This is a genomic window from Glaciimonas sp. CA11.2, from assembly GCF_034314045.1.
Lineage (GTDB): Bacteria > Pseudomonadota > Gammaproteobacteria > Burkholderiales > Burkholderiaceae_D > Glaciimonas.
Genome location: NZ_JAVIWL010000001.1, coordinates 536,118 through 561,894, shown reverse-complemented (window position 1 = coordinate 561,894; position 25,777 = coordinate 536,118). Strand labels below are relative to the sequence as shown.

The 25,777-nt window shown below is 46.4% G+C and carries 27 protein-coding genes and 1 pseudogene; 11 read left to right on the top strand and 17 right to left on the bottom strand.

Annotated features, from left to right (window positions below):
• Positions 1–689: 689 nt before the first annotated feature.
• Positions 690–1,298 (top strand): PEP-CTERM sorting domain-containing protein, encoded by a 609-nt coding sequence (locus tag RGU75_RS02375; protein WP_322232642.1) that lies wholly within the window; start codon positions 690–692, stop codon positions 1,296–1,298.
• A gap of 13 nt (positions 1,299–1,311) precedes the next feature.
• On the opposite strand, the gene RGU75_RS02370 is transcribed toward RGU75_RS02375, so the two are convergent.
• The 5 genes from RGU75_RS02370 to RGU75_RS02355 form a co-directional block, all read right to left on the bottom strand.
• The gene (locus RGU75_RS02370) at positions 1,312–1,434 is read right to left on the bottom strand and encodes a hypothetical protein (protein ID WP_322232641.1); all 123 of its coding nucleotides are present in this window, start codon (positions 1,432–1,434) and stop codon (positions 1,312–1,314) included.
• A gap of 258 nt (positions 1,435–1,692) precedes the next feature.
• Complete coding sequence (locus tag RGU75_RS02365) at positions 1,693–2,079, bottom strand: hypothetical protein (protein WP_322232640.1); 387 nt, start codon at positions 2,077–2,079, stop codon at positions 1,693–1,695.
• A 301-nt stretch (positions 2,080–2,380) separates the two neighbouring features.
• Positions 2,381–2,494, bottom strand: a complete 114-nt coding sequence (locus RGU75_RS23925) for a phage integrase central domain-containing protein (protein WP_416186845.1) — start codon at positions 2,492–2,494, stop codon at positions 2,381–2,383.
• An 829-nt stretch (positions 2,495–3,323) separates the two neighbouring features.
• Positions 3,324–5,018: a hypothetical protein gene (locus tag RGU75_RS02360; RefSeq protein WP_322232639.1), complete on the bottom strand. Its 1,695-nt coding sequence runs from the start codon at positions 5,016–5,018 to the stop codon at positions 3,324–3,326.
• A 210-nt stretch (positions 5,019–5,228) separates the two neighbouring features.
• Positions 5,229–6,047 carry a DUF2971 domain-containing protein gene (locus tag RGU75_RS02355; RefSeq protein ID WP_322232638.1) on the bottom strand — a complete coding sequence of 273 codons (819 nt, stop codon included), beginning with the start codon at positions 6,045–6,047 and terminating at the stop codon, positions 5,229–5,231.
• Between the two features lie 336 nt (positions 6,048–6,383).
• Between RGU75_RS02355 and RGU75_RS02350 the strand changes: the two genes are divergently transcribed.
• Positions 6,384–6,869 (top strand): hypothetical protein, encoded by a 486-nt coding sequence (locus RGU75_RS02350; protein WP_322232637.1) that lies wholly within the window; start codon positions 6,384–6,386, stop codon positions 6,867–6,869.
• Between the two features lie 66 nt (positions 6,870–6,935).
• Here RGU75_RS02350 and RGU75_RS02345 read toward each other — a convergent pair whose 3' ends face one another.
• The 6 genes from RGU75_RS02345 to RGU75_RS02325 form a co-directional block, all read right to left on the bottom strand.
• Positions 6,936–7,916, bottom strand: a complete 981-nt coding sequence (locus RGU75_RS02345) for a tyrosine-type recombinase/integrase (RefSeq protein ID WP_416186844.1) — start codon at positions 7,914–7,916, stop codon at positions 6,936–6,938.
• Positions 7,826–8,155 (bottom strand): helix-turn-helix domain-containing protein, encoded by a 330-nt coding sequence (locus RGU75_RS23920; protein WP_416186776.1) that lies wholly within the window; start codon positions 8,153–8,155, stop codon positions 7,826–7,828. Before RGU75_RS23920 ends, RGU75_RS02345 begins: the two co-directional genes overlap by 91 nt.
• Before the next feature lie 6 nt (positions 8,156–8,161).
• Positions 8,162–8,509 carry a hypothetical protein gene (locus RGU75_RS02340; RefSeq protein WP_322232635.1) on the bottom strand — a complete coding sequence of 116 codons (348 nt, stop codon included), beginning with the start codon at positions 8,507–8,509 and terminating at the stop codon, positions 8,162–8,164.
• Positions 8,510–8,554: 45 nt separating this feature from the next.
• Positions 8,555–9,313, bottom strand: coding sequence for a hypothetical protein (locus RGU75_RS02335; protein WP_322232634.1), 759 nt, complete (start codon positions 9,311–9,313; stop codon positions 8,555–8,557).
• Positions 9,300–10,049, bottom strand: a complete 750-nt coding sequence (locus RGU75_RS02330; RefSeq protein ID WP_322232633.1) for a hypothetical protein — start codon at positions 10,047–10,049, stop codon at positions 9,300–9,302. Before RGU75_RS02330 ends, RGU75_RS02335 begins: the two co-directional genes overlap by 14 nt.
• Positions 10,050–10,188: 139 nt before the next feature.
• The gene (locus tag RGU75_RS02325) at positions 10,189–10,590 is read right to left on the bottom strand and encodes a hypothetical protein (protein ID WP_322232632.1); all 402 of its coding nucleotides are present in this window, start codon (positions 10,588–10,590) and stop codon (positions 10,189–10,191) included.
• Positions 10,591–11,197: 607 nt separating this feature from the next.
• Here RGU75_RS02325 and RGU75_RS02320 point away from each other — a divergent pair.
• From RGU75_RS02320 to RGU75_RS02300, 5 genes are all read left to right on the top strand, one after another.
• Positions 11,198–11,563: a plasmid mobilization protein gene (locus RGU75_RS02320; protein WP_322232631.1), complete on the top strand. Its 366-nt coding sequence runs from the start codon at positions 11,198–11,200 to the stop codon at positions 11,561–11,563.
• Positions 11,553–14,516 carry an LPD7 domain-containing protein gene (locus RGU75_RS02315; RefSeq protein ID WP_322232630.1) on the top strand — a complete coding sequence of 988 codons (2,964 nt, stop codon included), beginning with the start codon at positions 11,553–11,555 and terminating at the stop codon, positions 14,514–14,516. The genes RGU75_RS02320 and RGU75_RS02315 overlap by 11 nt, the downstream gene beginning before the upstream one ends.
• 114 nt (positions 14,517–14,630) lie before the next feature.
• Positions 14,631–14,843: a ribbon-helix-helix protein, CopG family gene (locus tag RGU75_RS02310; RefSeq protein WP_322232629.1), complete on the top strand. Its 213-nt coding sequence runs from the start codon at positions 14,631–14,633 to the stop codon at positions 14,841–14,843.
• Positions 14,837–15,199 carry a PIN domain-containing protein gene (locus tag RGU75_RS02305; protein ID WP_322232628.1) on the top strand — a complete coding sequence of 121 codons (363 nt, stop codon included), beginning with the start codon at positions 14,837–14,839 and terminating at the stop codon, positions 15,197–15,199. Before RGU75_RS02310 ends, RGU75_RS02305 begins: the two co-directional genes overlap by 7 nt.
• A 76-nt stretch (positions 15,200–15,275) precedes the next feature.
• Positions 15,276–15,794 carry a hypothetical protein gene (locus RGU75_RS02300; protein WP_322232627.1) on the top strand — a complete coding sequence of 173 codons (519 nt, stop codon included), beginning with the start codon at positions 15,276–15,278 and terminating at the stop codon, positions 15,792–15,794.
• Between the two features lie 48 nt (positions 15,795–15,842).
• On the opposite strand, the gene istB (RGU75_RS02295) is transcribed toward RGU75_RS02300, so the two are convergent.
• Positions 15,843–16,613 (bottom strand): IS21-like element helper ATPase IstB, encoded by a 771-nt coding sequence (istB, locus tag RGU75_RS02295; RefSeq protein WP_322232626.1) that lies wholly within the window; start codon positions 16,611–16,613, stop codon positions 15,843–15,845.
• An 11-nt stretch (positions 16,614–16,624) separates the two neighbouring features.
• Positions 16,625–18,148, bottom strand: coding sequence for an IS21 family transposase (gene istA / locus RGU75_RS02290; protein WP_322240175.1), 1,524 nt, complete (start codon positions 18,146–18,148; stop codon positions 16,625–16,627).
• 317 nt (positions 18,149–18,465) lie between these two features.
• Between istA (RGU75_RS02290) and RGU75_RS02285 the strand changes: the two genes are divergently transcribed.
• The 3 genes from RGU75_RS02285 (at position 18,466) to RGU75_RS02275 (ending at position 20,233) form a co-directional block, all read left to right on the top strand.
• Positions 18,466–19,509 (top strand): AAA family ATPase, encoded by a 1,044-nt coding sequence (locus RGU75_RS02285; RefSeq protein WP_322232625.1) that lies wholly within the window; start codon positions 18,466–18,468, stop codon positions 19,507–19,509.
• Positions 19,510–19,615: 106 nt separating this feature from the next.
• Positions 19,616–19,942: a hypothetical protein gene (locus tag RGU75_RS02280; RefSeq protein WP_322232624.1), complete on the top strand. Its 327-nt coding sequence runs from the start codon at positions 19,616–19,618 to the stop codon at positions 19,940–19,942.
• A 51-nt stretch (positions 19,943–19,993) separates the two neighbouring features.
• A complete protein-coding gene (locus RGU75_RS02275) occupies positions 19,994–20,233 on the top strand; it encodes a helix-turn-helix domain-containing protein (RefSeq protein WP_322232623.1) in 240 nt (79 codons plus the stop codon).
• Between the two features lie 370 nt (positions 20,234–20,603).
• On the opposite strand, the gene istB (RGU75_RS02270) is transcribed toward RGU75_RS02275, so the two are convergent.
• The 3 genes from istB (RGU75_RS02270) to RGU75_RS02260 all read right to left on the bottom strand — a co-directional run bounded on the left by istB (RGU75_RS02270) (position 20,604) and on the right by RGU75_RS02260 (position 23,788).
• A complete protein-coding gene (gene istB / locus RGU75_RS02270) occupies positions 20,604–21,392 on the bottom strand; it encodes an IS21-like element helper ATPase IstB (RefSeq protein WP_322232604.1) in 789 nt (262 codons plus the stop codon).
• Positions 21,376–22,734 (bottom strand): IS21 family transposase, encoded by a 1,359-nt coding sequence (gene istA / locus RGU75_RS02265; RefSeq protein WP_322232605.1) that lies wholly within the window; start codon positions 22,732–22,734, stop codon positions 21,376–21,378. The genes istB (RGU75_RS02270) and istA (RGU75_RS02265) overlap by 17 nt, the downstream gene beginning before the upstream one ends.
• Before the next feature lie 118 nt (positions 22,735–22,852).
• A complete protein-coding gene (locus RGU75_RS02260) occupies positions 22,853–23,788 on the bottom strand; it encodes a hypothetical protein (protein ID WP_322232606.1) in 936 nt (311 codons plus the stop codon).
• Between the two features lie 1,201 nt (positions 23,789–24,989).
• Between RGU75_RS02260 and RGU75_RS02255 the strand changes: the two genes are divergently transcribed.
• Positions 24,990–25,331, top strand: coding sequence for a hypothetical protein (locus tag RGU75_RS02255; RefSeq protein WP_416186775.1), 342 nt, complete (start codon positions 24,990–24,992; stop codon positions 25,329–25,331).
• 53 nt (positions 25,332–25,384) lie between these two features.
• Here the strand turns inward: RGU75_RS02255 and RGU75_RS02250 are convergent.
• Positions 25,385–25,534, bottom strand: a pseudogene (locus tag RGU75_RS02250) (EamA family transporter); the annotation flags it as partial.
• Between the last annotated feature and the right edge of the window lie 243 nt (positions 25,535–25,777).

The following is a 25,777-nucleotide window of genomic DNA, read 5'->3' as shown; positions in this document are numbered from 1 at the left end:
TGCCGACGCAATCGAGGAAGTGAGTTACCTCCTCGATTGAGATTCACCGGCAGCTCGCGTGGATTCTTCTGCAGCGGTATTTCTTTCACTGTCCGCTGCCCGCTGTCCACTCTCGCTTAAGCGGGACTTTGTATATTCTATAGTGTTGGCACTGACGCGATTTTGACCCAGGCTGCCGACCTTCACTGACCCATCTTCAACCATCAAAATCCAGCAGTGGGGAAACTATTTTCCATGCGAGCAGCTGCGGCAATGAATTCCGGCAGCCTGGTTCAAAATCGCGTTAGCGCGAACAGACGGAATAACAATCACATATTAATACGCGTAGTGTAACTATTTTTTTGAGGTACTACGCTTATCGATCCGGAATGGAGGCTAGCCCTTAATTGACTACACTGCTGCAAAAATGCAACGACAATTGCGCTGCGCCATCGACCGAATTACAGCGATGATACATTCTCAGCAATTTTGCTTACAGGATGAGATTTCTCGCCCATTTTTTGCGCTACGAGTGCCAGTGCCGGGGAGGTCGCCGCCGGCTACCGACACCGATATCAGTTGTCAGCAAATTTTACATATTACGAGGCGTAAAAATTATATTTTTTTAAGTCATTGATATTAAAGAAGTTTTTTTTGGGCATGATTGTTGCTTATTTAGAATTATTCTTTAATCATTCCTTGGGAAAAAAATGAAAATTCTTAATTCTTGGTCTTCCGCTGCTGCTGTAGCATTTTCGGCCGTAGGTCTACTGGCTGCACTTGCAAATGCAAATGCAAATGTGATCGATTTCGCAGGTCTTGGAAGCACATTTGGGACGGTTAAAACGTATACGCAGGATGGGATGACTTTTACCGATTCTCTCGGATTTGTTGGACCGAATATTGTTCAAAATAATTTTGCTGGTCCATATGGTTATCCGTCAACGCTTACCGTCAAGAACACCGCTGGCTCCGGCTTTAATAGCTTTGACTTCACGTCGGAACAATTTTCAATGTTCAACAACGCTGATCCTGCGTCAGTCGTGACCTTTCTCGGCACAAAGATTGACGGCTCTACCATCAGCAAGAGTTTCACAGTGCCAGGCTATAGTGTTGGTATCGAAACATTTTCCTTAACGGGCTTCACGAACCTGACACGCCTTGACGAATCGCTTGGTTTTGTGACTTTTCAAAATTTCACGTTCACGCCAGGTAATGCCACAGCCAATGTACCTGAACCGGGATCTATTGCATTGCTGGCTTTGGGAATTTTTGGTTTCGCAGTGGCACGTCGCAAATCAGGCATTAACAACGCATAAACGTTTTTTACGTTCAGTCCGAGCCTGCCCGGAGCAGGCTTTTTGCATCGGAACCTGGAGCATCAACGATAGCGGCCAGATTGTCGGGCACACCGTCAAAATCCAGCAGCCACGCAAAAAGTCTTCCTGATGTCATGTCCGAAACCGTGATGCAAGGTTATTGGTAAAGCACGTTATTTTGACTAGTTGCAGCCAAGCGCATTAACTCGCAATCGAATCTTTATAGTGGTTGCGGTCTGGATAAGCGGTACGGGTCACATTAAATATAAGGGTTTTTTTATCTGTATTCTGGTAAAGACTGTGTACATTCGTTGATACTATTCCGAGGTTTGGTTTTAATATAATGCCTTGCCCTGCCGTTTTGCTATGACGAAACAACGCATGCACTAACGCATCAGCCCACCCGCCCAAACTTTCGAGCAATGACCTTCCCGCCTGCCACAGTCTCAGGAGAATCCACATACTTCTGCATCATCACCTTGCGCTTATCAAGAAACATTGCACGGTCATAGGCCTCGCCGTAGGTATCTCCTGAAGCATGTGATAGCTGACGGTCAACGGCCTCGTGACGATAGCCCAAGCGCCCCTTAATCACGCCCATGGCAAGCAATCTGAAGCCGTGTCCGGTCATTGCGCCGCTGTATCCCATGCGCTTGATAGCTGCCAATATACCGAAATTAGTTGCACGCTTCTGAGGATCGCGCAGGTTGTAAAAGAGATACTTGTTATTGCCTGTGTATTGGTGGAGTTCTCTTAATAAAATACAACCTTGAATTGGCAAAAAATACGTGATCGTCTACTTTGCGTGGGCTCAGCTTCTTTTTTTCCATCGTTATGCGTTGCCACGGAATTAGCCAATCTTCCTTTTCGAGGTCGATTTCTTTCCATTCCGTTATCGTCAATTCGCTGGTGCGCACGAAGATCAACATCATTGGCCGGAACATAATTCTGGTCGGTGGGTACATTCGGCCGTCGATCTGCTCGTATGCACGGATAAACTCGGGTAGACCGTCCGCCGTGATGGCTGGTGACCTTTTGCACCTGGCTTGAGCGCACCTCGCAGGCTGGGGATAGGGTCTACTTCAGTTTCTATCGACTGCAATGGCGTAGCGGAATATTTGGCCACAGACCAGGCCCTGGCGCCTCGCCATATCTAAGGCGCCACGTTTTTCGATTTGCCGCAATACATCGAGCATGATTGGCGCTTTGACGTCAGTAATCGGCATCCTTCCGATTAACTGAAAAATGTCTTTCTATAAACGGCTCAGAACATGTCTGCAGTTAGTTTCCCCCACGTGTCCATCTTATTAGCATGCCACTCACGCGCTACCGCTTCGAATGTATTCGGGTTGGCAGTACTTGTTATTTCTTTCAATTCGTTTCGCTTGCGCAGGCTCGGTTCCATCCGTTTTTGTTTTTTTGCATCCATGCGCTTCTTACGTCCATCCGGAAAGCGATACTTCCGGGTAGGCACCGAACGGCAAACGTGTGTTTTTACCGTCGGGTTAACGGTAACGCATTCACCATATTTTTGAACCGGTCGGAGCGACCTCAAGATACATCCCTCCCACCATCAGCCAATGTATAAGTATTACCCTTTGGTCTGGCACGTTTGAGCTGGATACCGTTCAGCGGGGTGGCAAGTTTAGGCATTTTTCATTCAGGGAGGTTGGCATGCATCCATTGATGAAAGTAGGGATGTAAAAACCTTAGATATAAATGGATAACATCGGACGATATCAAACAAAAAACCCGCATCCTCATAGTGAGAAGTGCGGGTTTCTGTACGTTCCTGTACTATCTAGAACATGTTCATGGTGGGATAGGTGGATTTGAACCACCGACCCCAGCATTATGAGTCAGTACTGGAATTAACTTTATTTATATCAATCAATCACTTACAACGCTTGCCAAGTGTTAAAACCAATGTCATCAAAGGGCGGTAATTATTAGTCAAATTGTGTGTTGGCACAAATCTGACACATGGATTGAAAGCGTACAGCGCCACTTTAGCTCAGGAGAATGCTATGAGTCTACCTGACTTTTTAAAGGCCAAATTTCATGCATGTCGCTTGGTACAGTCCCTGTTGGATTAACAAATTCAATTTCACTAAAAAAGTTGAAACCGGCCCCCAAAGACTCAAAGGTGCCACTAGCGATGTCAGAAATAACACGAATTTTGGCTCTAGGGTTATTGCTCAATTCACTCTTTATATGTTTGAACAATTCCCTTATGCCTTTACCTTCCCAGTTTTCTTCTTCAGGGTCGTTCGACATCTCGACATTTCCAATAAGGTTCGAAGGCAATTTTTGATCGACTTTTTCCGCAAAACCAAAAAGGTTAAACCGCCCAAATTGTTCAAATTTTGCTCGGCGTAATTCCAAAAATCCACGGAGTTTATTTCCAATCAGCTCGTTCATACTCATCGATATGTCGACATACCAAATTTCATTTACAAGTTTCTGAAATATATTTGAATTGTGAAGGCAGCTCACAAATTTACTTTCACCAACACCAGTTGGATGAACGTCCTGGATCAACTTCTTTTTACTTTCATCAATAGCTGTGCAAGCCGACACATTGTCATAATTGATGATAACGACCTGTCCACCATCTTCTTCTACGCCACTTGAATATTTATCAAAAACTTCGCTGACGTGTTTATCGGTCAACCCAACGCGTTGCTTGCTTTCAACTATCAGCGCTACATCGACAGGCTCAATGATCACGTTTTCAGGCGCTGCACCGGCAGGTTCAACTTTCACATTTTCAGCCACTACAAGGTCCGGATGGACTGACATGCCAGTCCTATTTGTATAACGGGGTTGATAGACCAACGCATATTCCGAACTTAGATTCGTGGCAAGTATCACCGTCTGGCCCAACTCAGCCAATGCATGACCATTGGAGCTGGATACGAGTTTGAATCCACATTTTTCAAATTCCACGAGCGTTTTGGTAACTCCCCAGATTTCGTAGACCTGCCATCGAAATTTCCAGAACGGGAGTTGAACAAAATCGCGAGCCAAATTTTCAATTCGTCTGCTGTCAAATACGGTTTTAACCTTTTTCAACATCGCGTGGTAACCCAAATGATCTGTGACCATTCTCTCCATCGCTCGGTCGCTTGAAATACGTTCTCCTCCGAGATAGAGTCTATTCAGCCCTTGCCAAAGATTTGGAAAACACCCCTGATAGCTCACCCTTGCCTCTTCAAGAATTTTAAACATTTCGACGTTTTGCCAATTCAGGCTCGTATTTGTTAACCCAGAATTGAATGGAGCGAAAACATCATGGGCAAGCCAGTTCATCACTTCATTTTTAGTATCTCCCATGGCCGCCTCAAACTTGGAAATCGTATTTACAACACCACTATAACAGCGGAATTTTTCGATCATGAAATCAATATCATCCCCATTAGATTTTATTGACCATTCAACTTTCGCGCCATTTTTCGATTGCAAAAAATTAGCCTTTTCGCAGTAAGCCAAAATCTCTAAATACATTTGTGACAATGGTTTAGCTGCGTCAAGCAATGCGTGGAGATATCGCTCGGCACTAACGTTATTCTCGTCCATCGCCTTAAGGAATTCGCCAGGAGGAAGGGCAAGTTCCAGTTTGATCGCGTTATAAAGACCCAGATCCCGACCTTCCGGTCTAAAATCAAAGCTCTCATTCTGCACAAGAAACTTGTGCAGCTCTACTGCTGTCTTAATCATTCAATTGCCTCTGGTTTCTAAAATAGCAGCCGATAATAATTTGCTTTGTGACCTTATTTAAAAATGGCAAATGCATTTCCAGGAATTGCACTGATTAATCTGATTGCGGCAATTTAATATCATTTTTTCTATTCTGTAAAATATGGCGAATGGATAAATGCGGCAAGCAATGCTTGCGGATAAAGCCACACATATTTAGGATGAGACAGATCAAATGTCCTCAATTACGACACCTTTTGAGTATTCAAATTTCATTCGCTTAAAGCTGACATTAGGTTGCAATAAAAGAAGTTTTTTTCTAATTTCGGTAATGGTGTCTAAGGTTGCTTTCGTACCGAAAATAACCTCTACTAGCGCATTGGTCGGGACTTCAAAAAGATGAATTATTTTACCTTCAGGCAACGCCACTTCGTGCGCAGGATCTAGGTATTTAATCATTCTCCATTCGCGCTCATAACTCCACTTTGTGGTTTTAGTAAAAAAAATTTCCTTCGGTATTTCAAGCTTTCCTGGATCAACAAACACGACAGGTCTTGTATCAGAATAGATCACATTCATTAACTCGCCACACGTTTTTGGCTCCCCAGGTTGTGGTTGAAAAAATGGATTTTCAGAATCAAAGCCGATAGCGAAACCAGAATTACTTGCAGCATAGTGTGCCCACATTAACTCGTTATCGGGAGATTCCGTCAAAGACAATACGCCGACATGAGTGTTTGTCACCCGCATAAACCTATCAAAGATTTCTTGTGCCTTAGCGACTGGATCGAAATTGCCTTCAATTTGCTTCGCTGCCGCGACACACCTTGCGAATGCCTCTTCAACCGAAAATTCAGGATGCTCAAACAATAGTTTAAAATAAGCGCTAGTAAAATTTCGATTTGTGATGTCGCTCATATAGTCATGGGCATTTCTTAACCGAATTTCTGGCACAAGTTCTCTAGGGTCGTTTAAATCGTTAGCTGGTGTAAATCGCAATTTAAAGTTATTAAAAAACCGATCCGTCGGCATGTACTTGTACAGTATCATCAAATTTCCTCTATAAATTACGTTACAAAGCGTCGTGACATTACAAGTTTGAGCGGGCTAGCCTAGTTTTACATATATTAGAAATCTGTTCCGACTATTGGATTGCGTCAAAATAGCCTTAAACTGGAACAGTCTTATGAATTTCTTATGCGAAAATATTCTTAACGAATAAGGCGCTCTTCTTCAAACTCCGCTCATTGCTTAACCATCTTAAAGGATTATCAAAAGATGGCGAATTCCTATTATAAGATTATAAACGACACTCTTTACGTAACTTATTGTCAAGAGCGAATTTTTTTGTGAAACTATGGTTTTATATAAATTCAATAAAATGACATGGGTACAAAATTCATCAGAAAGCCTCGGGCACTCAATCAGATTGGCATCAATCTCCTTATCTGGTCGATATTTGGATTTCTAACGTTTGTTTTGAACTTACATAACAGTCATGTAAGGAATTTGCCTGAGCTGGTCGATAGTCAGTCGATATATATGATACTGGCTGCAGGTGCAATAGCCTTCGGTTACCTAATGTTCATTCATTTAGCCGCCGAAGAGAATCAAAATAAGATCGAAAGCAAGAATTCACTCTCATCCGCGAAATTGGTTTTAGACGAAATATCATCTGTCCTTTGTAACAGTGGATCTTTACTTTTTATTTGCATCTTCGCTGAGAAAAATCTAGAGACAAAATGCCTGTACTTAGGTGCATCAATTCTGATGCTAATTCTTTCCTACCAGACAAAACTTGAAAAAACTGAAGAGACCACCCCAAGTTCTCAAGTGCTCGATCCCAAACCTATCGATCAAAAAACCAATTAGTCGTCGCTAAGTACGTTCGCTACACAAAAGGAGATAAATGGTTCGCATCTTGGGCCGACGGTCTACTTATTTCTGCTGTGACAAAATTGTGTCATTCAGCAGATTGTCCACCACCCGAGCGTGTGTCGCGAACTGTTCCGGTGCCAAATGCGCATAGCGTCTCACCATCTCTGGTGATTCCCAGGCACCCATTTCCTGAATCACGTTCAACGGTACGCCTTGCTGCGTCAACCAGCTCGCCCAGGTATGCCGTAAATCGTGCCACCGAAAATTCTCAATTCCCGCACGCACTAGCGCAAGCCGCCACGCTTTCGTATTCACCTGTATGACTGGCTTACCTTTGTACGTAAAAACATACAAGTTGTGTTTGCCAATCTGTTTGGTCAATACTTTTAACGCTGTTTCATTGAGCGATATATGAATGGGCTTTCCACCTTTTGCCTGATCACCGTGAATCCAGGCTACTCGTCGGGCCAGGTCAACCTGCGACCATTCCATGCGAGTAACGTTAGATCTTCGTAATCCGGTTGCCAGTGAAAACCTAGTCATATCTGCTAAATGCTCGGGCAACTCACTTAAAAGCGCGTTTGCTTGGATCGGAGTCAGATAACGTATTCGGATCTTTTGAACCTGATACATTCTGATGACCGGTGGTTTGTCAATCCACTCCCAATCAAATGCCGCACGGCGTAAAATTGCGCGAATTAAGGCCAGAAATCGATTTGCCGTTGCTGGACTGGTTTCAATACTCTTGAGTTCCGCGATGTTAGCAACCACATCCCGCGTTATCTCATCAAGCAAACGCCCCCTCAAATGTTGCTGAAACCATTTAATTCTGCACACGTCGTCGAGATGCGACTTTTTGTGCCGGGTTTCCATTAACCATTTGTAAGCAGCCTCGTCCCAAGTCCGTTTCGGCTTATCCCCTAACTTCAATACACGCCATCCTTCAGCTTTTAGCTTGTCGTGCAGCTCCTGCGCTTCAGCTTTGACTTCTGTTTCAGCAGAGCGTCTAACTCGCTCTCCTGAAGGTGTGGTGAAGCTGATCCACCACGTACTACCGCGTTTATAGAGCGACATAGTTCATCCTTTTTCTGTGTCACTTGCAACGCTTGCCGAGGTTGAGGATATAACGAGCGCACGTATTCAGCGAGATCTTGTCTTATATAGACCCAACATTTACCTACTTTGGCACCAGGAATTTGTCCCAATTTCGTGCGGCGTCGCAACTCCTCTGCATGCATTCTCAGAAAGTGCGCTGCCTCGATGAGATTGAGTGTGTCCATACGTGGCTAATTAAAATTATCTTTATGTTTGCGGCTTTTGATGTAACTCGCGCAACTGATTACTCCGTTTATATACTTGATTCGCATCGTGTCGCCCATTCCAAGGCTCTGTGTGATTTCAGGCAATTCTGCGTTAGCAATAGCGACGGCACCCGCCTCTCGATATTTTAGGAGGAATCTCAAGCGGTCTATGCCGAAAACCATTCCGACATAGGATCCACGCTCCCGGTTCGGCTCCTCCAGTTTCAGTCCGAATTTAATCGCTTGCGTTTCAATCGAAGGACTCAATAAGTCAATAATTTTATTTAACCTGCTTATCTCATTTTTCAAAAGTTCATTTTCGGATTCATGCATACCTAGCCCCTGATCTCAATTCGGTTAAATTTAGCCACTAGTTTTTTACGGGATTTTCCATCCATATTTTTCTTCGTCACCACCAAATAGGTCCCTTCGTTTCGGAACGCAATATTTACCACCAGTAGTCTGCACTATGTCCCAAACAGGGCTAACGCACTTTGCGGCAACCATTCCAGCACCGCTTTCAAAAAATATTTTTGCAATTTTTCCATCCGGTGTCGCAGTCCAACCAATACTCCTCCGCATTCCGTCAAGTTCTGCTTCAGTTTCGATATGGGCTGCGCGCACTCGCTCTTCGGCATCGCCTTTTACTAAATTCACCTCACTTTTCATTTTATTTAGCTGTTGCGAATCCACGCTGCGGCTTAGATAAAATCCAGTAATAAAAAATAAACCAGAACTCACAAGCAAACCTCCAAGCACCGATACGATTGCGCGGGAAAAAGCATTTGCCCGTTCTGCACTGGCAGCATCACCAGCAATTCGGTTTGCCAGGTTCGCAACTTCAATTGACATGGACTCTAACGCGTCATGACTTGCTCTCTTCAGCTGCTGGTCTGCTGCAGCTGGCAAACGATTGATTTGCTCAACCATCTCCCTGTGCAATTCACCGGCTGCCTCAATTGAGGATCCAAGAACCGCCAAATTTATATAGACCGTCGTCAGTAAAGGATCATCTTCGCTGATTTGCAATTTGAACCCGGACTCCCTGTACACAATTGATTTCAGTTCGTCGATCGATATGAATTGATGTTTCTGATTTAGCGAATTCACAGCGGTATCCTCGTTAAATTCGCGCATTGAAAATAGCATCCAAGTCAGCAAACACATCCCTGAAAATCCGGTTAATGCGGTTCTGCCTCATAAAATCGAAATGCTTGGATTTGCCGTCCATAATTTCTTGGTAGGTCAACTCCTCTGTCATCAGTGCCAAAAAATCTGCCCTGAAGGCGGTGTTGTTGTAGTCCAAAATCTTTACGATTCCGCTGATGTGATCTTGATTTTCAATATACCAATCGGTCTCTTGAAGCTGCTGCCCGCCGAATGTTGGAATTCCATCCTTTTCGTTTTGCCAAACAATTGCTTTTACTTTCGTACCTTTTATCCGGTCTAGAATCTGCTCAGCACCCTGCATGGTTTCATACTTTTCGGCGCCGCTTGTTACGATGATGTGATAAAAAAGCTGCTTGTTAACTTGATTCAGTAAATCATATAAACGATTGTCCTGCATGTATTTGAGTATTGGCAGAAACGCGCTAGACCCTACATCGATCAATGTGGCGTTTTTGCTTTGCAGAATATGAGTGAATACTGGGTCAAATGAACTTTGTTGAATTTCACCGTTTTCAAAAAGCGGAATTAGCGGAACGTTAAGCGCCTTTATCCTAGATAATTTTGGCGCTTGTTGATCGCTGTCGACTCCCTCAATGAGAAAGCCCGCCGCAATGAAGTACTGGATAAACATTGATGCGGACAAAGTTTTTCCAATACCACCTTTGTTATTCAAAAAAATATGTGTTGTAAAGTCTAAATTCATTTTAATTCCTCTTTTCTAGTAGGTTACGGCGATTCGAAATTTAAAAAATCTTCAATTAATTGATCTGCGATGTGGTGTCTCTCAATTTAATATCTTGGGGAATGGCGGCTAATTTTCCTGCGCCTCATTTCGTTGAAACCTAGACTTCGTTTCGCCGAGGATCCTTTTCGCTGTTTTCGGCAGATAGTTCATCAAGGATGCGATGAAATCCAGTTTTATGTGATCGAGTCTTGCTTTCCTCTTTGAATTCTTGAATCACTTTTTCTGCTCTAGCTGAATCGACGTACGTTGTTCCTGTCTTTTCTATCCGTTTGTGTTTTTCATTTTCAAATTCCCTTTTTATGCGGTAAAAAGTTAGTTCAAAAGTCTTCAAGTTAAATTCCAAGCCGTTCTTTTTCAGAGCTTCGATAATTTGATCGTGTTTAATTCCTTGCATTTTGAGATTCATTATTTCAGGGAATAGCGCGCGCAATTGATTAGCTTTGCTCCTGCTAGCATTCTTTGATAATTCAAGTAACGCATTTTTTAAATTGTCTTCCATCTATTCACCTTTTAAGCGTGTGTTATTACGTGTCTTGAGTTTGTGTTCTGTGTGTAAGTCAGTCAATACCAAAGTGTTGTTTCTGAAATTGCAGAAGTTGCAAAGGGTGCCGTGGGAAAGAAAGAGGCTTTTTATTTTTAATTTCTGGTAATTTTGAAATGCGCCGCCAGATATTTCCCGCAGGTTCGAAATCACGAAAATGCGATTTCAATATGCCTCAGTTATTTTTGTATTCTGAGAAATTGGCTTTCGGGACTTTTGATTTTTTGATGTGCTTTTGAGGTGACAGCGATCTGCTTCTGATTGGCAAACCTCTGAAACTGATCTGTTTCTGATTCGGATTATTCTGAAAGAATTAGTTTATTGATTAGGTAGTGATTGTTAACTGATAGCGAATTCATTCAGTCAGGAAAATGCAATAAATGCGTTAAGGCACGACGGTCAATGTTTGCATAAACCATTCGCTGGCGCTGAATGGTTTGTGAAAAATTGACGAAGGTCCAGGGGAGGCCCCCTGAATCCCCCGAACCAACGGCCCTTTGGCAGTTGGCGCAATGGCCCAGCCTTCGGCTGGACGTGGGCTAGCCCACTATTTATGAAAGCTGTTATGGCGCGACCAAATAAAAGGCAAGACGAAAAGCTGACAAAGACAGTAGCTTTCAGATTGGGGGAACTAGATTTCAAAATGTATCAGGAAAAATTTAATCAGTCCGGTTTAACTCAATCTGAGTTTTTTCGGCGTCACATTCTGACCGTTGCGTCAAGTACTGCCAAGTCAAATGACTCTGGGCGAGCCGCGATTTTGCTTTTGTCGATTACATCAAATAGATTGAATCAGATTGCACACCACCTTCAGAGCGAATATCAGGTTGGCAAGATCAATGCCAACACCTTCCAACAACTCGTGACTCAGCTTGAAATACTAAATCGCTTTGCTTACCACATTGCTGTTGGGAGGGAAAATGATCATTGAAGTCGGCGGCTCAGTCGGTGGTTTCAAAGCATACTTGGTCACGGGTGGGAAGGCTGGTCGCACAATGCATCGTGATCAATTGGATCAGCGCATACCTTTGTTTGGCGACCTCAACGTATTCGAGCATGTCACCACTTCATATAAGACAAAAGGCAAACGCTATGACCATCTTACTTTTAGTTTTAATGAAAATTATGTGTCAGACGAGATGCTACATGCCGCAGTGAGTGCATTTCGAAATCACATTTTTTCCGCATGGCCAGAGAGTGAGAGGCATCGAATCGCATTCTATGCGGAGGCGCATCGTCCAAAAGTACTCAGTTATTTAAATGAAGCTACAGGTGAGCGAGTTCAGCGTTATATTCATTTGCACATGGGGATTGGGAAACAAGATCTGTTAACAGGAAAATATTTAGATTTGTTAGGCTTTCTTGGATCGGGGTCGGATAATTTGAAATTTATCGACTGTTTCCAAGAGTCGTTCAATACGCTAAACGGCTTTGGAAGTCCCAAAGACCATCCCAGGATTACACCACAAAATGCCATTGATATACTCGCGCGCTACTCTGGACACGTACCAGACCAGTTGCAATCGTTTAATGGAAATAAATCGGATTTGGAACTTGATTTGCAAAAGCAAATTATTGAAAAGAATGTTTGTAGCTGGTCTGCATTTGGCAAGCTATTAAATGAATACGGAACGGTTTCAAAAGTTAATGCGGGTAGGTTCAATGAAATCTACCGCGTAAAGCTTCCTGGTGCCAGTAAGGCAATGAGACTTACTGGAATTTTTTTTTCAAAGTCATTTATTGAAAAAGCCACGCACGAAAAAATGGCGCTCATCATGGAACAGGCTCAACAAAAATATCGTGAACAGATGCAGCCCAAAAAGGAAGCTGCATATTTAACGGAAACCTTATTGCATTGGCACAAAGTCGCAGCCCGAGAGATTCGCTATCTTCATAAGAGTAGTCGGTTTTATAAAAATGTCTATTTGCCCGCCGACCCTGAAACCAAGCTTAAAATTTTGGATGAGCTAGAGCTGAAAAATAATGGGGAACATTTTACTAACACTGATAGATTGAAAATGAAGGAAATTCCGCAAAATTCTTTTCCCAACAATACCGCATTTTCTTTAGATGGAATGCAAGCGTCAGCGTGTGGAATCGGCGAGAACCAAATTCTTCCGCATAAGATGAGCATTGATGACCCCGGTTTTCTCAAAAACGGTAATTGGATAAAACAACTAAGCGGTACTCTTAATTTAGTTAAGCAAATCGATGGCGGAGCGATACTACGTGATGGCCCCAGTGATCTGCACACATTGATTCCAAGTTTGCCTGGCGGTGATCGAGCTGTGCTGCAGCCATCCAGCGTTTTACTCAAAGCTAAGTTAGAGTTAGCCCAAGGTGCGGCCAAGGCAAAAGGAGAATATCGTTACGCCGAAATCATAAAACATATTGATTGCAATTTGCTATTGAAACGACTTACTCATTTGCATGGATTAAGGATGGAGCATTATCAGGTAACTGAGGGCAAAGATTCCACGCCTAGAATTCGATGTGGGTCCCGTTCATTATCTCCCAGCGATTTTTTGACCAAAGAACTCGGCTTAATGTGGAAAGAGGCGGCGCCAATTCTTCGTCAAACCTATCAGATTCAGCTTGAAAACCAGACGAGTAGAGCGAGAGGCGAAATTCGGTTTGGATTGTTATGGAAAGAATTTAAGGATGAGCAAAAACGTCATCAAACCGAGGCAGCTAAGCAGATACGTGCTCTAAACGTGGAAGTTCGAAATCGCCGCGCCGAATTGGTGGCAAAACTTAGAACTGAAAAGAATTTGGCTCTCCTTGACCTATACGGAGCCGAACGTAAAACGGCCCTGGCGATTCAGAACTTTCGAATAGCGACAGCGAAAGCCGAATTTCAACTAGATGTTAATGAAAAACGTTTGGAGCTCCGCAAAAATAAAAATTCCGACGAAAGTATGTGTTGGCCCCAATTTCTCTTAGGGCGTGTGCAAGGTGGAAATGTTGAAGCACTGCAAATTTTGCAAGAGATTGACAACAGCGAACGCGGTGGAACGTCAGACACGCTTAAGATTTTCGGTTCAAAAGCGCATGAGAAGAATAAAGGTGAAACATACCATCTTAGGATCAATCAAATTTTTCACGCAACAATTTTGAAGGGCCTAACATTTTCGATTGGGTTAAATGGAGATGTGACTTACCTGCATAAAGGTTGCGCAGTCCTGCGAGATGAGGGACGCCAAATCACAATATTGGATCAATATAATGAGGACGCCATTCTGGCTGGGCTTTTACTTGGACGCGAAAAATTTGGGCAAATTTTTCTAACTGGATCAGATGACTTTAAGCTTCGCGCAGTTACTTGTTCTGTTGAGCGAGGTGTTGCAATAATTTTTGCCGATCCAATTCTCCAGAATTTGCGCCAAAAGTTGATTGAACAAAAACAAGCGCATGCCATTGTTCCAGTAGATCTAACCAGTGTACTTTCTACGCGCGCTACTCATCACCCAATATCAGCTACATCCTCAACACATCCAAATCCGGAAAACGTCACGTTACCGAATTCTGATGAGCTTGTGGATAAAGTGGCAGTACGAGTAGAAGTTGAGTCGGATTTACCCGAGTTCATTGAGCCGGAGTCGGCGAGGAGCTGGCTAGAAAAGTGGGTAACGGAAAACAATATGGTAATAATCGATGCCATCCCGGGGAGCGGCATTATTCCGTTTGTTGTTTTATATAAAACTAACAATGAGGTTGTTTTGCATCAGGGCCGAACAGTCGCTATTTATTCAATGCCAAACGCGATTGATCTACAGATCGGGGAGAAAGTAGTTGTTGATAAGTTCAAACAGGTCAGCCCAGTATTTGCAAACGAACAACAGCGAAATCTTGTCAAATTGAAAGGTAATAGTTATCAGCGCTAGGACTTGGTAATGAATTGTTAAATTACCATTTTAGCAAAAATTATTTTAATTTGTATTGACATGGGATTTTTGGTGATATATGTTATGTATATCTGATATTTAGAAAAACTGCTCATGAGAACCTTAGTTGATATACCTGATCGTTTAATTGATGATATGACAATGATCGCAAGCCTCAGGGGAATATCTCGTGCCGAAGCTATTCGCGAAGCGTTAAATTCCTACGTCGAACAAAACAAACCTTCGATGGTGAGTGCATTTGGGATTTGGAAAGGTCGGGGTATTGAGGGCTTATCGTATCAAGAAGGGGTGCGTTCAGAATGGTGAAGCTGTTATTTGATACCAATATTTTGATTGACTACCTCAATGGGGTTGACGAGGCCCGGGTAGAACTTGAATTGCAGACAGACAAGGCTATTAGCTTTGTAACTTGGCTAGAAGTGATGGATGCGGCAAATCCCACAACTGAGGTTGTAGTTAAAGCCTTTTTAGGTGGATTTACTAGTCTGCCGATGGACGAAAAGGTTGTTGCAATCGCTTTGAAGCTTCGTAAGGTTCACAAAATCACGTTTCAGGATGCCATCGTTTGGGCGACCGCCCAAGCGTATAGCAGAATATTAGTGACGCGGGACACGAATTTTGCCGACTCTGAACCAGGCATACGAATTCCGTACAAATTTTAAGTAATAGAGTCGGGCGTGAACGGGGGTGCGACCCCGTTAACGCCCTAGCCACAAAGAAATCCGTCAAGGAGAGATCATGGTTGATGAGAATTGTACCATTGCAGGTTTCACCTTGTATGGTAACCAACGCAAGACGCGCTTACTATTGCCTGCCTATTTAGCCAACACACTTGAACTACAGGATGAGATCGCAGCGCAAAAAGTATTGACTGAAAAAAAGGCATTGGTGTCTAGCAAGGCAGCCGAAGTTGCAATATCAATAGGACGGCTTGCACCACACCGGAATATGTCGCTATTGAAAAGTATTGATTTCAATATTGAAGGTATTCGCACAGACTCGGACAATGACTTGTCCGATGCGACGACTTTAACCACAGGCTTTTTAGCTAAAGTAGCAGCGCCACAGAATTGCCTCAGGCAGCCTCTTTCCAATGACTTGTTACTGGCAATCACCTTGGATCTTGCCTATATACAGGCGGGAGGTAATATTATCGATGTGCTGGACTATCTGCGCGACCCTTTGTGGGATAGCAGTGGTCAACTGGTTTTATTGCGTATTCTGGTCAACGTGACCGCTCATTCTGGCCGATCGTGACCGCTGCGCCTGCGATGTTGTTACGCGGTTAAATTGTAATGTCTGCGGTCACGATGGGTCGATAGTTTTCTCCTTTTTGCTGGTTTTAGGTCGTTCTGCGCCACGCAGTGAATCGCCGGTCAGTGTCAGCCGATGATTGCGCTGCAGAATGCGGTCCAGGATGGCGTCGGCAATAGTGGCGTCGCCAATCCAGGCATGCCAATGGTCAACAGGAAGTTGACTGGTAATAATCGTCGCTCTGTTTGCCGCCCGGTCGTCAATCATCTCCAGCAAGTCGGAACGGGTCGTGCTGTCGATCGCGCCCATGCCCCAGTCATCAAGTACCAAGACATCGATCTTGGCGAGTTGGAGCAGCCATTTCCCAAAGCTGCCGCTGCCGTGCCGGATGCGTAGTTCTTCCTGTAGACGGGGTACGCGTTGATAAACAGCAGAGTATCCGCGCCGACAGGCGTACTGTGCCAGTGCGCAGGCCAGCCACGATTTGCCAGCACCGGTCGGTCCGGTAATGAGAATGCTGTGGCCAGCACTGACCCAATCTCCCAGCGCCAGACTCATCACTTCACGGCGGTCGATGCCACGCCCCGAGCGGGCATCAATGTCTTCAATCGCCGCTTGTGCGTATTTCAGGTGGGCGTTCTTAAGCAGGCGCAGGAGCTTGCGGTCATTGCGGCAATGGACTTCGCGATCAACCAAGAGTGCCAGACGTTCCTCGAAACTCATCGCCGCCATACTGGCCTGCGTCAATTGTTCCTCCAGTCCGGTCGCTAAGCCATCGAGTTTTAAGGTCCGCAATTGGGCCAGAGTGGTATGCATCATCATCGTTGACATCCTCATTGATAGTAATCAGGGCCACGCACATGGGCATGGTCAGGACTGACCCAATCGCCAACTGGGGCACACGGTGTGCGATCACGGTTATTTTTGAGAATGTCACGGACGTGGCGGTATTGGCAGGCACCGAGCTGTAAGGCCAGCATGCATCCTGCTTCAAGACGTGGCTTGCCGTAGCGCTTGGCCAATGACAGCAGACCAAGACAGGCACGGTAGCCGTGCTCGGGATGTCTGTTCTCGGCCATCAGACGCGTCACCGCCTCCGCTGTCGCCGTACCGATGGTCTGTCCCCAGTGAATCAGTCGCTGTGGCGTCCATTCCAATTGCGCACGATGCGCCACCGGCATATGCAGGGTGTCGGTGGTGAACCCGCCTTCGCCACTGTTGCGCGGATGACTGGCGACACGTTGACCGCGATGCAGGATTTCCACTGTCGTCGCTGTCATCCGGGCTTCCAGCACCTGACCGACCAGGGCTTGCGGCACACTGTAGTGATGGCGGCCGATCTCAACGTGGTAATCGTTATGCACCCTGACAGTCTTGAAATGCGCCATCTCATAACATTGCAATGGCAAAGGCCGTAGCGCCGGGACATCGAGTTGGGCAAACGCACTGGCGCGACTACCGGGTAGCTTCTGAAACGGCTTATCGTTAAGTACGCTCAGCAGCGGTGCGATGGCGACATCGACCTCGTGGACGCTGCTAAATTGCTGATGTCGCAGACGCGCCATGATCCAGCGCTCGACGATCTGCACTGCTGATTCGGCCTTCGCTTTATCCTGAGGATGACGCGGACGGGCTGGCAAGATGGAGGTGCCGTAGTGGCGCGCAAAATCGCGTACGGTGTCGTTACTGCGTGGTTCGTAGCGATTGGCGTCGGCGATCATAGCCTTCGGATTATCGGGAACAATCAACTGCGGTACCCCGCCGAAGAAGCGCAGCGCACGCGCTGTCGAAGTGAGCCAGTCGGCCATCGTCTCACGCGGCGTAGCACAGGCATAGGTGTAGCTCGATGCGCCCAGAGCAGCGACGAAGATGTGGGCACGGCTACCATCAGTGAGACCGATAGTCGGACCAGCATAATCAATGAACAGTTTCTCGCCAGCCCGGTGAATCTGGCGCATAGAGCGTTTGAGCTGTTTGGCAAACTGCCGGTAATTCACGCAGAACTGTGAGTAGGCATAGGTCTGGTGCTGGGCATAATCGGCACGATACTCTTCCCATAGCAACATCAGCGTCATCCCCTTGCGCCGCAGTTCGTGATGCAGCCTGGCGTAATCTGGCTGGACATGGTCTCGGGTCCGTTCTGGCGTGACCAAAAGCCGGTGCGCCAACTCGGTGTCGTCTACATCTTGCACCGCCGACCAGTCCAAACCGGCAACGGCGGCCAGGCCGACATACTTGGTGACGACTCCTTTTGAAATCCCCAGTGCTGCGGCAATCTGCTGGTGCGATAGTTTGGCATCCAGTTTTAAACGTAATACGTCTTTTATCTTACGCATAGTGATCCTTTGTACGGGCACGTTGTCTCCAGACAAACTGGAAGCGTACCCGTTCGGTTGCTCTATGCGTAACATCATCACGGTGCTGTACGACACCATTCCGGTATCGTGACCGATGATTCTGCTATCGTGACCGCCGATTCTGGTCGGGCTTGAAATCGGTCACGATAGACCGGAATGAGCGGTCACGATGCGCCAGAATGGTCGGTCACGATAGACCAGAATCGGTGGTCACGATCGGCCAGAATACCCATTTATCATTTCGGCCCGGTCACAATGCGTTTCGACAGAACGCCGCTGCGGAATGGGTGGGGCGCTTTAGTAAGAAGGTTTCGTCGATGACGACTGAGGAAATGGAGGCAATGGTCGCTGCGTCATACTTGCACTGGACAAATGTTGTGCAAGCTACAGGCAAAGTTTCGAAGAAAATTAAGCGGCAGGCTAGCGTTCAAGTCTTTGATCCGAATTCGTTGGAACGAACCGCATTTCGGTTCAATGAATTAAAGGACGACCGACGGGCTGCCGGAGCGCGAATATTGCAGAGTGCGCAAAAGAACAACGGTGAACGTTCTTTACCGAATTGCAAAGCAGCTTATTCTAAGTTGGAGGCAGCAAAGTCTAACTTCGAAAACCTTGTTGAACCCATACAGCGTCTGCAAATAGATCTCACGCTTTCCGCAGCAATGAAGCCAAATAAATTTCGACTTAGCCCGATCCTCTTACTCGGTGAACCTGGCATCGGCAAAACTTATTTGGCAACGCAACTCGCCAAGGCCTTGGGTGTTTGTACGGAGAAAATAAGTGCGGGCGGGTCTCAAGGTGGATTTCAAATGACGGGATCACATACCGGGTGGGCAGGTGCACGACCGGGCATGATATTTACTTTGCTCGCTGAAGGTGATTCAGCAGCACCGGTTCTAGTAATCGATGAAGTCGAAAAAATTAAAGATGCCACCTATCCGGTTTTACCGGTGCTGCTTGATTTGCTTGATGCGGGCAGCGGAACAAAGTTCAAGGATGAATTTTTTGAGTTGGAATTTGATGCTAGCCGCATAATTTTTATTATGACTGCGAACAGTATTGTGGATGTTCCTCCCGCACTGCTGTCACGCGTAGAGGTGTTCGATGTTCCTCCGCCCAAACCAGCTCAAAGGCTGCGCATCATTCGAGAAATTGTTAGGAATTTATGTTTGGCTACAAGACGAACTATTGAATTAGACGAAAGTAGCTGCGAGACATTGTCACAGCGGATCGATATTGATCTGCGACGAGTTACTAGATTGGTTAACGAGGCGTTCACTAAATCAATGCGTTTAGGCGAGGGAGTAGCGTCTCTTTCGCTCCCCAAGTTTTCGGAAAAGCGCAGTATTGGCTTCCACTGAACTGGGCTGTGTTGAAAAAATATGTCAACGGAAAATTTAACTGGACGTTAAACCTGCTTTAGGTTTGATATTAAAAAATTTAAGCAAATTGAGTGAAAACTGACAAATGAACGAAAAGAAGCAAATCGTTGATGCGCATTTGAAATGTGGGTACTTTGGAGCTATATTTTTTAGTTTCATCGCCACAGCATCTGGGTTATTTGTTTTTGACTTTGGTCAAGTTATGTCCTTGGTGTGGTTTATGGCGGCAGTACTTTCCTTGACACCGATTGCGTCGGCGCGAATAAAGGCACTGAAGCTTGCAAAAGAAGGTTGCCGAGTTCCATGGGTCAAACCTCTATATGAAATTAGAATTCCAAAAAATGAGCCATTCAAAAGTGTCTTTGTCCCGCTAGAAGAACGTCCTCCGCGACTATTTCCTCAAAAAAGGTAGCATCAGAAATGATGCATTTTTTTTAGCCTCCTGACCAAAGGAACGGAGGCAATGGGAGAAATCATGTCAAGATCAAGGAAGAAGAAAGTTAAGCCATTTCCGAAGGAAACCGAAGAAATATGGAATGTCAACTTAGGAACGGTAGCTTATCGGCTAGGAATTCCAGAACAAACTATCCGCAATCAGATTAATTCGGAGGATGGTTTTCCGATTAAGCACAAGAAAATAGGCAGGCTGTATTACTTTAAAACAGCTGACGTGCGGAAGTTTCAGGAAGAACTATATAAATAAGTGCCAGTCTAAAAAATTGCGGCCGTATCTTTAATTTTTTGACGAATATTTGTGCTTAATGTTTATGAATTGGTGGTGAAAAAATCAGGGCTCGGAATTTGTTCGGAGCCCTGATTTCTGTGCGCGGCAGCGTGAATATGCCTAGCTTTGGGCAACTTGAAAGTGCCTAGTGCAATTGGGTGATCTGATTTTATATTTCCGTATTTTCAGCTCAACATAATTCTCCCGAAGAGCGCGACTTCGTTATTCATCCTTATGTCATGACGAATCCGAGACCAATTGAATACTGTTGAGAGAGTGATGCAGGCAGATTGTCGGCGAGGTCAGGCATGGCACGCTGGCGCAGCCAGCATGCCATGCCTTCTTTTGATTAAGGCTTCAAATTTTCAATCTGATCCTTCATGCGGTAACTTTTCCCCTCAATGAGGATGGTTTCAGCATGGTGCAGAAGTCGATCAAGCAAGGCTGATGTCAGCGTACTGTCGTTGTTAAAGATTTCAGCCCAGTGTTTGAATGCCCGGTTAGAGGTCACGATAGTAGAGCTACGTTCATAACGCGCACTAATAATTTGGAACAGACAGTCAGCACCAAATTTATCGATCGGAAGGTATCCAAGCTCGTCAATAGCGAGCACAGATGGCTTCAGATATTTGTTCATTTCACGCTTGAATCCGCCAGCTGCTTGCGAAGCCGAGAGTGAGTTGATGATCTCGGCGGCCGAAGTAAATAACGCCGAATGACCCTGCAAGCAGGCAGTATGAACCAGTGCAGTTGCCAAGTGACTCTTTCCTAAACCAACACTGCCAACAAAGATAATATTCGCCTTATCCTTTAGAAAGCCAAGACGAAATAAATGCCGGACCTGTAATTGATTGATGTTGCTCGGCCAGCTCCAGTCAAACTGGTCAATCGTTTTTAATACCGGCAATCGTGCAGCTACAATGCGTCGTAATGTTGTGCGGTCGTTGCGCTGATTGCTTTCGCCATCGATCAATTCAGCCAGGTAATCTACATGCGGCGACTGATCTAAAGCCGCCTTCTGTCCTAACGATTCAAAGTGTTCATTCATATACGGCATGTGCATAGCCAGCAGTTGCTCATGTAATACGGCCATATCACATCCGAGGTCAGGTTTGGCGATGTCAGCTTTTGTTTTCATGATGGCTCAGTTCATATAGGGAGAGATCGGGCTCGGCAATCGTCATGTCGAGTAGGTCCTGCCGCCGTGTCAATTGCAAGGGACTTGCTTGTGGTAGTTCGCGGGCACGAGCTTCAAGCAAGTTGGTAATGTATTCGCCACTGAAGGCATCAAACACCAGCGCATCTTCAATGGCACGGCCTGTTTCAGCAACCCCGTAAATTTCTGCAAGGGCATTGATCTTGGCGACATGATTGCGCCAGTTAGCTCGGCGCACCATCAGTCCTTCGTGGTATTTTCCGGCTTGTGGGGTCAGAGACAGGAAGCGCAACAGCAGGCGCTGCGCCTGAGCATTTTTGCGCTGCTCAACAAGCACCTTCGGATGATCCGGGTTTTCAATATCTTGACCGCGCTCGTAACTGCGCAGATGCCAGGCGATGAGTTGATCGGCGTAGTAAATGCAAACGCGCTCCGGATAAGCTTTGAGGATCACGATGATGCCTACGTAGTGCACCGGTACGGAGTAACGATTAGCATCAAAGGCCACACGAAATTGCTTGGACACCCGTGCCGTGCTGATGCGGCCAATATCATAGGGGGCCGGATTGCAGGGCTGCAGATGTGCCCGTTCTTGTTCAAACATGTCGATCGGACGCTGATGCGTTTTGGCGTGAATGCGGACATTGGCAACCGTGTCCAACCACAATTGTGCGGCTGGATTGACTGCATTGAAATCGCCCAATTCCAGACCGTTGAGGAAGTTCTTTTTGACATAGCCGACACCATTTTCAACTCGGCCTTTTTCCCACCCTGAAGCTACATTACAGGCCGTAATCGTGAAGCCACAGTGACGGGCGTAATCCAGATAGCGTTGATTAAATATCGGCGCACAACCCGCTAAATGACTGAGTACGCCAGTTTTTAAATTGTCGATCATGATCCGACTCGGTACCGCATTGAAAGCTGCAAAGGCATGTTCATGCGCTACCAGGAAATGCTCCATCGTCTGCGCGACAAAGAACTCCAAATACATGCGCCGGCTATGGCACAACACCATGACGAAGAAGCTCAGTTGCCGACGTGTTTGACCCACGCCAATCGTGCCCCAACTGCCCCAGTCAACCTGCGCCGCTTCGCCCGGTGCGAACACCAACGTGAGGAACGCAGATCGATGTTTGGGCCGTATGAGACGGACATATTTTTTAACCGTGCTGTAGCCACCGGCGTAGTTGTTTTCACGCAGCCGCTGGAAGATCTGCTGGGCACTGAACGGGTGTGTATCGAGCAGCCGAGTGACTTCTCCTTTGAAGGGGTCCAATACGCTCGGCCGGGGTACTTTTTTTCTGGGTTCGTAATGCAGCATATATCAACCCAGCTCGCTACCGTGCGGTGGTGTAAATGAAGTGCTGCGGCGATCTGGCTCAAACTCATATGCTGCCGATCACGGCAATCTCGAATCTGGCACCAGAGTTCATAGGTAATCATGGGCGCTTACCGAGTGCATCATGAAGTGCCTTCAGATGCGCTTGCACTGTCGTACTCGCCGATATGTCAGTGGTTGTCAGCGTGGATGTCGGTGCTGGCACCATCGTGGGGTGTGGTGCGGCTTTAGGTGGGAGCGGCTTGTCTAACGCAAGGATCTGGTAGACCGGTGGGACGTATGCCAGTAGCTGTGCCTGAATCAAGCCTGTGCGGCTGCGGTGCAAACGCTCAGTATCCATTGATAAAATCCGTGCGATTGCTCCATCCCCATACCAGCTTAGTCCCTGAGCATCGGCCACCGTGACCAGGAACAGATAGAGCGCCATCGCATAGGCATCCAATTGATCGAGGTAGTGCTCACGCACCAGGCGCTGATCGATCCAACTGAACTGTACTGGCACCTCGCGCCGGCGCTGTGAACAAATCAACTGTTTTGATGACGTCATCTGGCAATCCTCTGTGGTAATATCGGCGCCTAATTGTTGCAGTTTCCGAGTGGTGGACGCTATGTCATCTTGTAACGTTAAATTGAAGAAATGGGCCAGAAAGCCAATAAACACCAGCGATTGCGGGCCGATGACATCTTGTAACGCAGGTTCAGCCATCTTTGCTGGATTTTTATCGGCCTCATTTTTCTGTTTGATATCAATAGGTTGCGCATGGCAGTGATCTTGTAACGCAGTGGCCCGTTTAACTTTTTGCTGCTCACGGTATTCAGGGTGATCCTTTTGCCAAGAACATACCCGGTCCACCGCTTCAGGTCCGCTGAAATAATCTCGGTTCTCTGGCTTATTGGTCCATGCGCGTTGACTCGCCGCTTTTGATGCTTTTCGGCACGCGGGTGCATTGCAATATTGTTGGTGGCGGGTGTTGCGGTGGTCGGCATCGAACGAATGCTTACAGCACCGGCAGAGGCGACGTTTTGTGGGTCTCATGAGGAATCCTCCATGACCCTATGATGCGCCGCATAAAATGGTTAAAAACCAATAAATCGAAGGCAGAACAAGACTAAGTGCGAAGAAAAGACAGTTTGGAGTGAAAAATCAGGAAGAAAATACAGAATAAAATAATGGTGGATGTGGCAACTATTAGGCACTTTCAAGTTGCCGGAAGCTAGGCACTTTCGGGTCGCCGATCACAATTGACGTCATTTACAGGTTCCAATGCGACTGCCGGTGCCGGATGGGGGTATTCTTGGAGCGATCGGCTGTGGTCCTCAAGTCCAGATGGAAATGGCTTCCATGATGCGTATTTCATATGGGAATCCCTGCCTTATGCTGATGGAACTAACATACCCGTGGTGTGCGTTTACAATAATAGTCGCTGGTGAGTGCTGAAATTGGATCTGTTTCGGTGGCTAAAGCGAGAACAACGCATTAATTTTAAGGTGACAAGCCGCCATCGGTTGATCGTCATACCGTGCCAATAATGCCCTGCCATCGAACGTCCGTTTCAAAAATAGCCCCTCGCAAAAGGGGCTATTTCTTCACCTGACCACCGAACCGAAAAAGTAGGGCGTATTAGCCTAAGCGTAATACGCCGCAGGTGGTTAAGCAAACCGATCTCTACACAAATTACGTAGTGTGCGACCAGTAACGACGTAATACACCAGCGGTGGTTGCACCGACTCGATCTCTATACAGATTGTTTGTTGTATTGCCGGTGACGGCGTATTACGCCAAGGCTAATACGCCCTACACAAACACGCATCCGCCAAACAGCCACCGCGTAGGGCGTATTAGCGAATAGCGTAATACGCCGCAGGTAGTTGCGCCACCCGGACTCCATGCAGCTTGTGTGTTGTTCCACCGGTGACGGCGTATTACGCCAAGGCTAATACGCCCTACACAAACACGCATCCGCCAAACAGCCACCGCGTAGGGCGTATTAGCGAATAGCGTAATACGCCGCAGGTGGTTGCGCCACCCGGACTCCATGCAGCTTGTTTGTTGTTCCACCGGTGACGGCGTATTACGCCAAGGCTAATACGCCCTACAACAGCGACCAGTTCTTTTAGTTGCAACAATTTGTAATGCCTGTCAGCCCACCATTTCACCCCGCCGTTAAGGGATCATGCTGAACGAAGCGGCATACTTAAAACAACATTCTGATCATCTGCCAACAAAGGAAACCAACATGAACACCACCACACGCATCACGATGACATTAGCCGCTTTCGCCACACTCGGCGCACTCTTCTCGGCACCAGCATCGGCCCAGGAAACCCAGTGGCAGAAAGACCACCCACGTCGCACCGAAGTCAACGACCGGGTGCAAAACCAGAACAAGCGCATCACCAAGGAAGTCAAGGAAGGCGAAATCAGCAAAACCCAGGCCAAAACCCTGCGCGCCAATGACAAGACTATCCGCGGTGAAGAAAAAGCCATGGCCTCGCAGGATAAAGGCCATATCACCAAGACCGACCAGCGCGCACTGAATCAGCAGTTGAATCAAAATAGTCAGGCAATCGGCAAGTAATTGCCGCAGCAAACTGATAAAAAACCCCGGCTGCCTCCAAAACAGCCGGGCTGTTACTTTTTGAAGCCCAGAACAAGCACACCCAATCCCACCAGCGCCATACCGCAATATTCTCGCAGACTCGGTCGCTCGTTCAAAAAGACCACAGCAAACAATGCCACCAGCAGCAGCCTCAGTTTATCGACCGGCGCGACCTTGGACGCAAGTAGCAAGTAGGGCGGATTAGCGTTAGCGTAATCCGCCGCCACCCGTAAAACAACAAACAATCTGGTTAGAGTCCGCTCACCGTAACCACCAGCGGCGTATTACGCTAACGGTCATGGCGATTATCGCCACCCCTGACGATGAAAGAACTAAAATATGGGGTGGAAGATGACGGAAAGAAGTCGCAACGTATTGTGGTGGTAACACCCCGACGCTAACGTGGCTCGCATAACTGACTCGTA

What these genes read in the sequence shown, in the direction of transcription:
- istB (WP_322232626.1), bottom strand. Translation starts at nt 16,613, where the DNA reads ATGATGATGCATACCACTCTGGCCCAATTGCGGACCTTAAAACTCGAT.
- istB (WP_322232604.1), bottom strand. Translation starts at nt 21,392, where the DNA reads ATGAAAACAAAAGCTGACATCGCCAAACCTGACCTCGGATGTGATATG.
- RGU75_RS02370 (WP_322232641.1), bottom strand. Translation starts at nt 1,434, where the DNA reads ATGACATCAGGAAGACTTTTTGCGTGGCTGCTGGATTTTGACGGTGTG.
- RGU75_RS02320 (WP_322232631.1), top strand. Translation starts at nt 11,198, where the DNA reads ATGGCGCGACCAAATAAAAGGCAAGACGAAAAGCTGACAAAGACAGTA.
- RGU75_RS02255 (WP_416186775.1), top strand. Translation starts at nt 24,990, where the DNA reads ATGAACACCACCACACGCATCACGATGACATTAGCCGCTTTCGCCACA.
- RGU75_RS23920 (WP_416186776.1), bottom strand. Translation starts at nt 8,155, where the DNA reads ATGGACACACTCAATCTCATCGAGGCAGCGCACTTTCTGAGAATGCAT.
- RGU75_RS02355 (WP_322232638.1), bottom strand. Translation starts at nt 6,047, where the DNA reads ATGATACTGTACAAGTACATGCCGACGGATCGGTTTTTTAATAACTTT.
- RGU75_RS02275 (WP_322232623.1), top strand. Translation starts at nt 19,994, where the DNA reads ATGGGAGAAATCATGTCAAGATCAAGGAAGAAGAAAGTTAAGCCATTT.
- RGU75_RS02260 (WP_322232606.1), bottom strand. Translation starts at nt 23,788, where the DNA reads ATGAGACCCACAAAACGTCGCCTCTGCCGGTGCTGTAAGCATTCGTTC.
- RGU75_RS02285 (WP_322232625.1), top strand. Translation starts at nt 18,466, where the DNA reads ATGACGACTGAGGAAATGGAGGCAATGGTCGCTGCGTCATACTTGCAC.
- RGU75_RS02330 (WP_322232633.1), bottom strand. Translation starts at nt 10,049, where the DNA reads ATGAATTTAGACTTTACAACACATATTTTTTTGAATAACAAAGGTGGT.
- RGU75_RS02340 (WP_322232635.1), bottom strand. Translation starts at nt 8,509, where the DNA reads ATGCATGAATCCGAAAATGAACTTTTGAAAAATGAGATAAGCAGGTTA.
- RGU75_RS02375 (WP_322232642.1), top strand. Translation starts at nt 690, where the DNA reads ATGAAAATTCTTAATTCTTGGTCTTCCGCTGCTGCTGTAGCATTTTCG.
- RGU75_RS02280 (WP_322232624.1), top strand. Translation starts at nt 19,616, where the DNA reads ATGAACGAAAAGAAGCAAATCGTTGATGCGCATTTGAAATGTGGGTAC.
- RGU75_RS02305 (WP_322232628.1), top strand. Translation starts at nt 14,837, where the DNA reads ATGGTGAAGCTGTTATTTGATACCAATATTTTGATTGACTACCTCAAT.
- RGU75_RS02360 (WP_322232639.1), bottom strand. Translation starts at nt 5,018, where the DNA reads ATGATTAAGACAGCAGTAGAGCTGCACAAGTTTCTTGTGCAGAATGAG.
- istA (WP_322232605.1), bottom strand. Translation starts at nt 22,734, where the DNA reads ATGCTGCATTACGAACCCAGAAAAAAAGTACCCCGGCCGAGCGTATTG.
- RGU75_RS02335 (WP_322232634.1), bottom strand. Translation starts at nt 9,313, where the DNA reads ATGCGCGAATTTAACGAGGATACCGCTGTGAATTCGCTAAATCAGAAA.
- RGU75_RS02310 (WP_322232629.1), top strand. Translation starts at nt 14,631, where the DNA reads ATGAGAACCTTAGTTGATATACCTGATCGTTTAATTGATGATATGACA.
- RGU75_RS02315 (WP_322232630.1), top strand. Translation starts at nt 11,553, where the DNA reads ATGATCATTGAAGTCGGCGGCTCAGTCGGTGGTTTCAAAGCATACTTG.
- RGU75_RS02325 (WP_322232632.1), bottom strand. Translation starts at nt 10,590, where the DNA reads ATGGAAGACAATTTAAAAAATGCGTTACTTGAATTATCAAAGAATGCT.
- RGU75_RS23925 (WP_416186845.1), bottom strand. Translation starts at nt 2,494, where the DNA reads ATGCTCGATGTATTGCGGCAAATCGAAAAACGTGGCGCCTTAGATATG.
- RGU75_RS02300 (WP_322232627.1), top strand. Translation starts at nt 15,276, where the DNA reads ATGGTTGATGAGAATTGTACCATTGCAGGTTTCACCTTGTATGGTAAC.
- RGU75_RS02350 (WP_322232637.1), top strand. Translation starts at nt 6,384, where the DNA reads ATGGGTACAAAATTCATCAGAAAGCCTCGGGCACTCAATCAGATTGGC.